12 protein-coding genes are annotated in these 9744 nt (G+C 69.6%); 7 read left to right on the top strand and 5 right to left on the bottom strand.

Annotated features, from left to right (window positions below; translation table 11 throughout):
* The coding region (locus tag VD972_RS12925) for a class I SAM-dependent methyltransferase (RefSeq protein ID WP_324986082.1) at nt 1-757 on the bottom strand (757 nt) is incomplete at its 3' end.
* Nucleotides 754-1122, bottom strand: coding sequence for an MXAN_6627.5 family MYXO-CTERM protein (locus tag VD972_RS12920; RefSeq protein WP_324986078.1), 369 nt, complete (start codon nt 1120-1122; stop codon nt 754-756). The genes VD972_RS12920 and VD972_RS12925, both read right to left, overlap by 4 nt.
* Before the next feature lie 113 nt (nt 1123-1235).
* Between VD972_RS12920 and VD972_RS12915 the strand changes: the two genes are divergently transcribed.
* On the top strand, nt 1236-2561 hold the full coding sequence (locus tag VD972_RS12915) for a response regulator (protein WP_324986075.1): 1326 nt from the start codon (nt 1236-1238) through the stop codon (nt 2559-2561).
* A gap of 19 nt (nt 2562-2580) precedes the next feature.
* Here the strand turns inward: VD972_RS12915 and VD972_RS12910 are convergent, their stop codons facing one another.
* Nucleotides 2581-3222, bottom strand: coding sequence for a hypothetical protein (locus VD972_RS12910; RefSeq protein ID WP_324986072.1), 642 nt, complete (start codon nt 3220-3222; stop codon nt 2581-2583).
* A gap of 51 nt (nt 3223-3273) precedes the next feature.
* Here VD972_RS12910 and VD972_RS12905 point away from each other — a divergent pair, with 51 nt between their 5' ends.
* The 3 genes from VD972_RS12905 to VD972_RS12895 all read left to right on the top strand — a co-directional run bounded on the left by VD972_RS12905 (nt 3274) and on the right by VD972_RS12895 (nt 6194).
* The gene (locus VD972_RS12905; protein WP_324986069.1) at nt 3274-3765 is read left to right on the top strand and encodes a hypothetical protein; all 492 of its coding nucleotides are present in this window, start codon (nt 3274-3276) and stop codon (nt 3763-3765) included.
* Nucleotides 3766-3848: 83 nt separating this feature from the next.
* Complete coding sequence (gene bcp, locus VD972_RS12900) at nt 3849-4457, top strand: thioredoxin-dependent thiol peroxidase (RefSeq protein WP_324986066.1); 609 nt, start codon at nt 3849-3851, stop codon at nt 4455-4457.
* A gap of 207 nt (nt 4458-4664) precedes the next feature.
* Entirely contained in the window at nt 4665-6194 is a 1530-nt protein-coding gene (locus tag VD972_RS12895; protein WP_324986063.1) for a 2OG-Fe(II) oxygenase, read from the top strand.
* Here the strand turns inward: VD972_RS12895 and VD972_RS12890 are convergent.
* A complete protein-coding gene (locus VD972_RS12890; RefSeq protein ID WP_324986059.1) occupies nt 6172-6567 on the bottom strand; it encodes a nuclear transport factor 2 family protein in 396 nt (131 codons plus the stop codon). The two genes, VD972_RS12895 and VD972_RS12890, sit on opposite strands and share 23 nt — an antisense overlap.
* Before the next feature lie 160 nt (nt 6568-6727).
* On the opposite strand from VD972_RS12890, the gene VD972_RS12885 reads away from it, so the two are divergent.
* The 3 genes from VD972_RS12885 to VD972_RS12875 all read left to right on the top strand — a co-directional run bounded on the left by VD972_RS12885 (nt 6728) and on the right by VD972_RS12875 (nt 9202).
* Nucleotides 6728-8113 (top strand): sensor histidine kinase, encoded by a 1386-nt coding sequence (locus VD972_RS12885; RefSeq protein ID WP_324986056.1) that lies wholly within the window; start codon nt 6728-6730, stop codon nt 8111-8113.
* A 129-nt stretch (nt 8114-8242) separates the two neighbouring features.
* Entirely contained in the window at nt 8243-8692 is a 450-nt protein-coding gene (locus tag VD972_RS12880; protein ID WP_324986052.1) for a hypothetical protein, read from the top strand.
* Between the two features lie 123 nt (nt 8693-8815).
* On the top strand, nt 8816-9202 hold the full coding sequence (locus VD972_RS12875) for a hypothetical protein (protein WP_324986049.1): 387 nt from the start codon (nt 8816-8818) through the stop codon (nt 9200-9202).
* Here VD972_RS12875 and VD972_RS12870 read toward each other — a convergent pair.
* Nucleotides 9199-9744: glycoside hydrolase family 3 N-terminal domain-containing protein (locus VD972_RS12870; protein ID WP_324986046.1), on the bottom strand; the 546-nt coding region annotated here is incomplete at its 5' end. The genes VD972_RS12875 and VD972_RS12870 overlap by 4 nt on opposite strands.

The raw sequence follows: 9744 nt of genomic DNA, 5'->3' as shown, positions 1-9744 counted from the left end.
GCACCACCTGGAACAGGAGCGCCGCGTCGTACGGGCCCCCCAGCTCGGTGGTGAGGATGTTGCCCTCGCGGTGCGTCACCACGTGAGACAGCCCCGCCGCGGCGATGATCTCCCGCCCCACGCGCGCGCTGCCCTCCAGGTCCACCACGGTGGCCTTCAGCCCCCGGTGGCGCTGGCACAGCTCGGCGGAGAACCAGCCATGGGCGCCGCCCAGGTCCAGCAGGTGCCTGGCGCCCCGGGGCAGGGGGATGGCCGAGGCCACCTCCGGCGCCGCCAGCCGTGCCAGCTGGTGCATGGCGTGGATGTAGTCCCGCCAGCGCGGATCCTCCGGAGCAAAGTCGTGGATGTCCACGGCCTGCCCGGTGCGCACCGTCTCCTCGAGCTGGCTCCACCACGCCCACTGCGCGTAGTTGAACTCGATGAAGCCGCCGATGTACTGGGGTGAGCGCGGATCCAGCCAGCGCCGCGCCCGCTCATCCAGGTGGTAGCGATCGCGCTTGCGCTTCACCACCTCGCAAGACACCAGGCCCTCCAGCAGCGCGCGCGTGCCCTCGGGAGAGAGCTTCAGCCGCTCGGCCAGGGACTCCGCGGTGGCGGGCCCCTCCGCGAGCGCCGCATACACGCCCAGCTTCACGCCGGCCATCATCGTCCGGGAGCTCATCATCCCGAAGAAGACGTGGACGATGGGCAGCGGGGCCAGGTTGAGCCAGTTCGCCACCCGCTCCAGCAGGTTGTCCGCCTTGAAGCCGAGTCTCACTCCCGCTTCCTCCGCCAGGCCGCCAACAGCCCCAGTCCCACCAGCACCACCGCGGCCTCGGGGCCCAGCAGGCAGCCCACGCGCTCGGCCTCACGGGCGCCGGTATAGCGGCACTTGCCTTGGTTGCAGCTGAAACGGGGAGAGCAGTCACCGCTGCTCCGGCAGTTCACCACGACGCGACCCACGCCATCCTCTCCCTCCGGGTTGTCGCGATCCGCGCCTCCCTCGCCCACGGACGCATCGGGAGCGCCGGTGGACAGGCCCCCATCCTCGGCGCCCTGTTGAGCCTGGGCCAGCAAGGGGGCTCCAAGGCCCAGTCCGATCGCGAGGGTGAGCAAGGAGGTGCGGAGAGAGAAGAGCGTCATAGGAGCCCTGAACGGGGCCTTGAACCTACCTTTCTGACCGCCCGGATGCATCCTTTGGGAGGACAAACAGTTTCCTGATCCCGTCCCGGGGTTTTGGTAGGTTACGGCCACTGATGGCCCCTCGAATCCTCGTCGTCGACGACAACCAAGAGCTCCTGTCTCTTCTCACGCAGCTCTTCGAGGATGCTGGCTATGAGGTCAGCGGGGCCAGCCGCGGCAAGCAGGCCACCGAGCTGGCGCGCGGACAGTCGCTGTCCGCGGCGGTGATCGACGTCCTGCTGCCCGACATGATGGGCTACCACCTGGCGGACGCCCTGCGGAAGGAGCAGCCGCAGCTGCCGCTGCTCTTCATCACCGGTGTATTCAAGGGTGGCAAGCACGCCATCGAGGCCCGGCAGAAGTACGCGGCGGCGGGCTACTTCGAGAAGCCTTTCGAGGCCCAGAAGCTGCTGGAGGCGGTAGGCAAGCTCGTGCCCCCGGAGAAGAAGGTGCCGCCGGTCACCCGGCCCCAGGACGCCTTCGAGGTGGAGCTGGACATCGACGTGGAGGAGGAGGGGCCGCAGGACGCGATGGAGCTCACCGGCCGCATCAAAGTGACGGGGGGCGGCAACCTCTCGGCGGAGATCCGCGGCGCCAACCTGACGGCCAGCCCGATGCAGAAGGGGCCGGTGACGGTGGTGCGCCATCCGCGTCCTGGGCATCCGCCGGATCCGCTGCCGGTGGGCGCCGGGGGCCCGGGCATGCGCCGGGGCGAGCTGAAGGACAACCTGCCCTCGCTCATCACGGCCTTCTTCCTGTCGAAGGAGACAGGGGAGCTGGGCGTGCAGCGCGGCAAGGTCAAGAAGGTCGTCTACTTCGAGAACGGCACTCCGGTGTTCGCGCTGTCCAACCTGCTGTCGGACCGGTTCGGCCAGTTCCTGGTGCGCGTGGGGAAGATCCGGCCCGAGCAGCTGCAGGATGCGGCCACGGTGGCCACGGCGACGCAGCGGCGCACGGGGGACATCCTGGTGGAGCGTGGGCTGCTCAAGGACACCGAGCGGCTCTACTACGTGGGCCAGCAGGTGAAGGCCATCATCTACTCGCTCTTCTCGTGGGAGGACGGCACCTACGTGATGAGCTTCAAGGAGAAAGCGAGCGCCGAGTCCATCAAGCTGGACCTGCACCCGGCGAACCTGATCGTCCGCGGCGTGAAGAAGCTCTACAAGCCCGAGCGCCTGCGCCGGCTGCTGCGGCCGGAGGATCGGCTCATTCCCGCGGTGGCGCCGTCCTACCAGCTCAACGAGGTGGAGCTGGAGCGGTGGGAGGCGGAGCTGTTGCCGCGAGTGGACGGGAACCGGACGGTGGCGGAGCTGCTGGCATACGCCAACCGGCCCGAGCAGGTCGTCTACGGCTTCCTGGTGGCGATGCAGTCGCTGGGGATCCTGGACCGGCGCTCGTAGACAGTCGCCGGGCCCGGCGCTACAGCCGGGAGCTGATCCAGAAGACGCCGAGCGCTCCGGAGCTCAGCGCAATGGCGCGGTGGACCCAGGTGGCGAGCCCGGAGCCCAGGCGGGACAGGCCCTCGGCGAAGACCAGGCCGACGGCGCCCATGCCCACGAGGATGCCCAGGGCGAAGCCCGGCAGGTAGCTCCAGGCGGCCAGGCTCATGCTGCCGCCCATGAGGAGCGGAGGGAGCGCCAGCAGCAGTGAGCGCACGCCGCTGACGGCCATGAGGGCCCCGGCGGCCGTGCTCACGCTCCCGTGGAAGTGGCGGTGGGGCTCCTGGGTGTGGCCGGGCAGGTGCGGGTGGCCGTGGCGCAGGCTGTTGGGGAAGAGCAGCGCGGTGATGGCCAGGGCCACGAGCACGCCACCGCCGAACACCTCGGCCCAGCGCTCGAAGGCCTCGGACAGGCCTACGCCGGCAAGCAGGCAGACGGCGGCGACACCGCCCAGCACCGCCGCATGCCCGCAGGCGAAGCGCAGCGCGATGAGCAGGGCGGCCCGGCGTCGGCCATCGCCCAGGGTGTTGAGCGTGGCCATGGCGGCGCAGTGGTCCGGTCCCACGGCGTGCAGCAAGCCCTGGCCGAGGCCGACGGCGAATGCGAAGAAGACGGCAGACACAGCGGCGCACCCTAGCCGCGCGGTGTGCGCATGGCTAGCACAGGAGAGACCATGGTCTTCACTTTGACGCATCGACGCCTGGCCGCCGGAGTGTGCTTGCTGGGGCTGCTCGTGTTGCCGGGCTGTGACGACGGGCCGAAGCAGCTCGAGAAGGCCAAGGCCCGGTACGTGGAGCTCGTTGACCGCGGAGTGCCCCCGAGGGATCCGGCCTGGGACGAGGTGATCACCGCCTTGGAAGCCATCCCGAAGGACTCAAAGGCGTGGCCCGAGGCGGAGCAGCGGCTGGAGGCGCTGCGGACGCTGAAGGGGAGGAAGCTCCCCTCCCGGCCGCTGGCCACTCCGGGAGTTACGGGGCCGGGCGCGGACGCGGTCGAGGCTCAGCGCGCGGAGTGCGAGCGGCTCGCGAAGGAGCTGGGGACGGCCGCGGAGGAGCGGCGCGAGGAGGTGAGCCGAGCGCTCGGAGCGTGCCGGGAGAAGCTGGTGCGGCTGGAGGCAGCGGCGCACCCGCCGGGCGAGGGCGGCCACGAGCACCAACAGGAGTGAGGCACCGGCTTGGGAAGGGAGCGCCAGAGGTGACCTGCAAAGTAGTGCTTGCGTGTGCTGACAGGGGGCGCTAGCAGATGGGCATGCCCTTTCCGCAACCTGGCAACCAGGCGCCCGACTTCCAGCTCCCTGATCAGACCGGCAAGACCGTGTCGCTCTCCCAGTTCGCGGGGAAGAACGTCGTCCTCTACTTCTATCCGAAGGATGACACCCCTGGCTGCACGGTCGAGGCGTGCAACTTCCGCGACGAGCACTCGGCGCTGGAGAAGGCGGGCGCGGTGGTGCTGGGCGTGTCTCCGGACGGCATGAAGAGCCACCAGAAGTTCGCCACCAAGTACAGCCTGCCCTTCACGCTGCTGTCGGACACGGAGCACAAGGTCGCGGAGGCGTACGGCGCGTGGGGTGAGAAGGTGAACTACGGCCGCACGTACATGGGCATCATCCGCTCCACGGTCCTCATTGATCCGAAGGGCAAGGTGAAGCAGGTGTGGCCCAAGGTGAAGGTGAAGGACCATGTGAGCGAGGTGCTCTCCGTGCTGACGGGTGGCGCTTCGGCCGCCGAGGCGCCCGCTGCGGCGAAGAAGGGCCCCGCCAAGAAGGCGGCAGCGAAGACGACCGCAGAGAAGACGACCGCGGAGAAGAAGGCGAGTGGCAGCAAGGTGGCGAAGAAAGCATCTCCTGGGGGGCGCTGAGCCTCACGAGGGCGCATCACCCACTTCGCTGTTAAGAGCATGGGCGCTACGGGCACCCGATTCCAGGAGGTCTAGCGGCCCACCCGCAGTGGCGTGTGGGTCGGCGGGATTCTGGGGAAGCTCGAGCCCAGGACCTTGGGCATACACGGAAGTCCTCTGGCTCGGGGAGGACTTGCCCTGCGTCCGTTGCCGTGGCATATTTTGGTCATGCAACCAACTTTCTCGGACGTGGCCGAGGTGGTGCGCCAGGAGGCAGGCATCCGGACGGACCTGCCGTGCTTCCTGCTGCGAGGGGTGTTCTCCCGGGGCGAGTGCGTCCGGATCATCCACGACGCGGAGGAGGCAGGCTTCCAGGCCATGGGCGGGGACTACCCGCCCTCGTACCGGGACAACGATCGGAGGATCCGCGATGACGCGGCGCTGGCCGAGGTTGTCTTCGTGCGCATCCGGCCCTTCCTGCCCGAGCGCATCGTGGACGCCTCGGGCGACACGTGGCGCCTGCGGGGCCTCAACCCGCGCTTCCGCTTCTGTCGCTACCGGGGCGGTCAGCGCTTCTCTGTCCATCGGGACGGTGCCTATGCGCCGAGCCCCGAGGTGCGCTCGCACTTGACCTGCATGCTCTACCTCAACGACAGCGGGGAGTTCTCTGGAGGGGCGACCCGCTACTACGCCGAGCGCTCCGAGGACTCGGGGTTGCTGGGGGTCGTGCGGCCCGAGGCGGGCACACTGATCGTCTTCGATCATGAGCTCTGGCACGACGGAGAGGCGGTCGCCTCAGGCACCAAGTACGTCATGCGGACGGATGTCCTCTATGCGCGCGAGTCGGTCGCGCCCGGAGACACGGCTGAGGTGCTCACCGGCCACCAGGGCTACGTCTGGCACGTACTGGCACGCCGTAACGGGAGCCTGGCCACTGCCTCACGCGACGGGACCGTGCGGCTGTGGCAGCCCTCGGGGAACAGGTGGCGGCCGGACGCAGTGCTCACCGGCCATACCGGCTCCGTCGTCGCTCTGGCGGAGGATGCCGAGGGCCGGCTGTGGAGCGCCTCGCGAGATCGCACCGTACGCCGCTGGGAGGGAAGCAACTCTCAGGTCATCGGGCGCCATGACGGGGCCGTCTTGTGCCTCGCCGCACTTCCGAACGGAGACATGGCGAGCGGCGGTGCCGATGGGGCCATCCGCTTGTGGTCCCCGGAGGGAGAGCCCCGCGGCGTCCTGAAGGGCCACATGGGCTGGATCTGGGCGCTCGTCCCGCTCGAGGGGGGGCTGCTCGCATCGGCCTCCGAGGACGGCACGGTGCGCCTGTGGCACACCGCGAGCACGAGCGAAGCCTCCGCACCCGTCCAGACGGGAGCGCCCGTGCGAGCACTCGCCGCCCTGCCTTCGGGTGGACTCATCTCCGGCCAGGCCACGGGGGAACTGTCCATGTGGCAGCTGGCTCATGCTCCGCGCCTGGCTCTCGAGCTTCGAGGTACCCGTCGCGTGCACGCCGGCGCTGTGTGTACCATCGCCCCGCTGAGCGAGGGGAGGGTGGCGAGCGGCGGTGAGGACGATGGCATCCACCTCACCTACCTCCCGGACTTCACCGTCCTTGCATCCCACCACCACACGGGCTTCGTCCGGAGCCTCGCGGTGCTCCCCGGCGGGCGGCTCGCGAGCGCCTCCTACGATACCACCGTACGACTGTGGCCCGCGCCTCGCGAAGCCATCACCCTCACTCCTGGAGCAGCTTCATGAACGGCTCGGGGTCCCAGTAGGCCGTGCCCTTGTAGATCTTGAAGTCCTCGTTCAGCTCGAACACATCGACGGACTCAAGGATGCCCTCTTTGCCGTTGCGGGTGACGAAGCGCAGCGTCGCCTTGAGGGCCACCGTGCGCCCAACAGGGAACAGCTTCAGCTCGAGGAACTCCGCCTTCGCGAACATCTGGACGAACGACTCGATCCCCTGTCGGAGCCCTGCGTGTCCGACCATCGGCGGGATCGCCGGATCATGGACAACCGCGTCCTGCGCGAAGCAGGTCAGGTACTCGTCGATGTCACCGCGCGCCAGGGTGTGCTGGGAACGCTCCACCACCTCGGCGGCTCGCCGCGCCACGCTCTTGTCGTCCATGGGCTCCTCCGTACAGGTTCCTCTCCACACATAGCATCAGAGCGCTTGGTCGCACGGCTGCCCGGGGCTGCCAGGCGAGGGGCGGACGGATCACCACAAGCCCGGCTCCTTGCTCGCTCCCCCCTGTGGCGCCCAGGGGACGTCACCACCATGAAGGTGCATGCTGCATGACTCGATCGATACTTCCCTCCTCCCCACCTTCCCGCCGGAGGTCCTCGAGGAGGTAAAGCGGGAAGGGCGGATCCGCGCTCTCCAGCCAGGCGAGGCCCTCTTCACCGAGGGCCAGCCCGACCCCGACTTCTTCTTCGTGCTCTCGGGCGAGGTGCGCATCACCCGGCAGCAGGAAGGCGAGGAGCAGGTGCTGGCCGTCCACCAGCCAGGGGAGTTCGCTGGGGAACTCTCGCTGCTCACGGGTGGGCCTGCCCGCTCCACCGGCCGCGCCATGAGGCCTGCGCGGGTGCTGCAGCTGAGGGCGGACGCCTTCCGGCGGATGGTAATGGAGCGCTCGCCCCTGGCGAAGTTCGCCCTGCAAGCCGTGGTGGCGCGGCACCAGGAGGTGGAGGCTCGGGTGCGCGAGCAGGAGAAGCTGGCTGCGCTGGGGCGCATGGCGGCGAGCCTGACGCACGAGCTGAACAACCCGGCGGCGGCGGCCCGACGCGCGGCAGATCAGCTCCGAGAGGAGAGCCTGGCCGCTCAGCACCGAGCGCTGTCCCAGGAGCGTCGGCTGACGGAGCCCCAGCGCAAGGCCCTCACCGAGCTGGTGCAGGCGCTCCTCGTCGCACCGCCTCAAGTCCAGGATGCGCTGGCCCGGAGCGAGCTGGAGGACGCCCTCCTGGAGTGGCTGGGAGACCATGGTCTGCAGCAGGCCTTCTCGCGCGCCTCGATCTTCGCGAGCGCGGGCATGGATGTGCCGCACCTGGACGAGCTCGGGACGCTCTTGGAAGGTCCGGCCCTGCAGGCGGGGCTGACCTGGCTCGAGGCGACGCTCTCGCTGGCGGAGCTCGGGAATGTCCTGGTCGCGAGCACGGACCGGCTCACCTCGCTCATTGCGGCGGTGAAGCAGTACACCTATCAGGATCAAGGCACGCTGCAGGAGGTGGATCTGCACTCCGGGCTCGAGGCGACGCTGGCCATGCTCGCCCACCGGATGCGAGGGGGCGTCGCGGTGACGCGCGACTATGACACCTCGCTGCCGAAGCTCTGGGCCCATGGCAGCGAGCTCAACCAGGTGTGGACCAACCTCATCGAGAATGCCCTGGACGCCATGAAGGACCGCGGCACCCTGCTGGTGAGCACCAGCCGCCGCGGGGACGAGGTGCACGTGGAGATCGGCGATGACGGCCCCGGCATCCCCGAGGAGCTGCAGGCGCGCATCTGGGAGCCTTTCTTCACCACCAAGCTCCTGGGACAGGGCACGGGGCTGGGGCTGGACATCGCGCTGCGTATCGTCGAGCGCCACTTCGGGGGCCGCATCCACCTCCAATCGAAGCCAGGGGACACGCGCTTCCGGGTGGAGCTGCCGTTGAAGCCGGAGCTGCCGCACTGAAGCTCGCTCGCCTGCCCTCGGCACGGGCTGACGCTGGGTGGCCCGTCCGATCGGTGGGTGGCTGGCACGCGGGAGTGTGCCCATCCCTTAGAGGCGATGGGGGGCTCGTGTGTCTCCCGGGGAGCGGGCATGAGACAGAGCGGCTTTCGTGCGTGGAAGGTGTGGGGTGGGCTGGCGGCGGCGCTGCTGAGTGTGGGGTGCGGGAGGCTTCCGGACACGGGTGGGCCGCACCCGGACAGTCCCCCTGAAGACTTCTTCGGAGGCCGGGTGGACCGCCTGTCTCCAGAGGTCTATGAGCGTGCCCATGTCTCGGCGGACCGCGGCTACAACGGCACCATCCAGCAGGTCGGCTCGAGCATCGACCCGCGCACGCCGGAGCGCCTGGGCCAGCAGGGGAACTCGCTCCGGGTGGATGTGACGGGGCGCCCAGCCCCCATGGCGCCCGAGCTGGGCATCGGCGGCAGCGGGTACGTGGGCGAGCCCGCCCGCTCGAGCGAGCTGGGCTGGCGGGCGCGCCGGGGCTACGAGGTGGGGCCCTCCACCGGCGGCGGTTCCTTTGGCGGCAACCCGGCTCCGTGACGGGCCACGCTCGGAGACCGGGCGGGCAGTGGAGCGCGTGAGGCTCGCCAGCTGGGTCCCTGCGCCGTCCTCAGGTGCCCATCCCTCTAGAACAGGACGGAGCTTGATTCTGGAGGGAGTGCCATGAACGACAGGGGCATCCGACGCTGGACACTGCTGGGTGCGCTGGCCGCGGCCGCGCTGCTGACGCCCGCTTGCGACAGGCAGTGGCCCAGAGAGGGCAGTGAGTACGAGGGCCTCGTCAACGAGGGACAGAAGAACGAGAGGTCCCCCAGTCCCATCGCTGATCCGCAGGCCCCGCAGGAGCTGGGGACGGGAGGCTCGGGCTTCCTGCAGGACGGCACGTCGGCGGACATCGGTGCTCCTGGCTACTCCACGCCGCGCGAGAGCCTCCTGCCCGAGGGCTCGAGCCAGCCACCCGAGGACACCTCCAAGAACATCGGTGGGGGCTATTACAGACGGGGCGAAGAGCTCCGGCCCCCGGTCCGCGGAGTGCCGGAACCCCCTTAGGCCAGCACCTCGGTCGGGTCCTTTCCTGCGAACGAGCTGGCCAGGCCGGTGGCGAGCGCGCGGTGGTCGGCGTCGCCGAGCGTGGCCAGCCGGTCCTCGGGCGGATGGGCGAAGCGGGCCTCGAGCCGGGCGAGCCGGCGGTGGGCCTCGGTGATGCGCTCGCGCGGCACACGGCCGGACTCGACGGCCTTCACCAGCGCCTCGATGGCCCGCCGCTGCACGTCCACGTGGTGGCACACGAGGAACAGATCCACACCGGCCAGCGTGCCCTTCACGGCGGCCTCCTCCACCGAGTAGTGGTTCGCGATGGCCTTCATCTCCAGGTCATCGCTGACGAGCACGCCGTCGAAGCCCAGCTCCTGGCGCAGCACGCCATGGAGCACCTTGTGGCTCATGGTCGCGGGGATGCCGGGCTCGAGGGCGTCGAAGAGCACGTGCGCCGTCATCAGCGAGGCGAGCCCGGCCTGCCCGAAGGCGCGGAAGGGGACCAGCTCCACGCGGCGCAGGCGCTCCAGATCATGCGGTAGCCGCGGCAGCGTGAG

It is taken from the genome of Hyalangium sp. (assembly GCF_035629615.1).
GTDB lineage: Bacteria > Myxococcota > Myxococcia > Myxococcales > Myxococcaceae > Hyalangium.
This window is presented reverse-complemented; position numbering and strand designations above follow the sequence as displayed.

What these genes read in the sequence shown, in the direction of transcription:
- VD972_RS12905 (WP_324986069.1), top strand. Translation starts at nt 3,274, where the DNA reads ATGGTCTTCACTTTGACGCATCGACGCCTGGCCGCCGGAGTGTGCTTG.
- VD972_RS12885 (WP_324986056.1), top strand. Translation starts at nt 6,728, where the DNA reads ATGCTGCATGACTCGATCGATACTTCCCTCCTCCCCACCTTCCCGCCG.
- VD972_RS12915 (WP_324986075.1), top strand. Translation starts at nt 1,236, where the DNA reads ATGGCCCCTCGAATCCTCGTCGTCGACGACAACCAAGAGCTCCTGTCT.
- VD972_RS12890 (WP_324986059.1), bottom strand. Translation starts at nt 6,567, where the DNA reads ATGGACGACAAGAGCGTGGCGCGGCGAGCCGCCGAGGTGGTGGAGCGT.
- VD972_RS12920 (WP_324986078.1), bottom strand. Translation starts at nt 1,122, where the DNA reads ATGACGCTCTTCTCTCTCCGCACCTCCTTGCTCACCCTCGCGATCGGA.
- VD972_RS12895 (WP_324986063.1), top strand. Translation starts at nt 4,665, where the DNA reads ATGCAACCAACTTTCTCGGACGTGGCCGAGGTGGTGCGCCAGGAGGCA.
- VD972_RS12880 (WP_324986052.1), top strand. Translation starts at nt 8,243, where the DNA reads ATGAGACAGAGCGGCTTTCGTGCGTGGAAGGTGTGGGGTGGGCTGGCG.
- bcp (WP_324986066.1), top strand. Translation starts at nt 3,849, where the DNA reads ATGCCCTTTCCGCAACCTGGCAACCAGGCGCCCGACTTCCAGCTCCCT.
- VD972_RS12875 (WP_324986049.1), top strand. Translation starts at nt 8,816, where the DNA reads ATGAACGACAGGGGCATCCGACGCTGGACACTGCTGGGTGCGCTGGCC.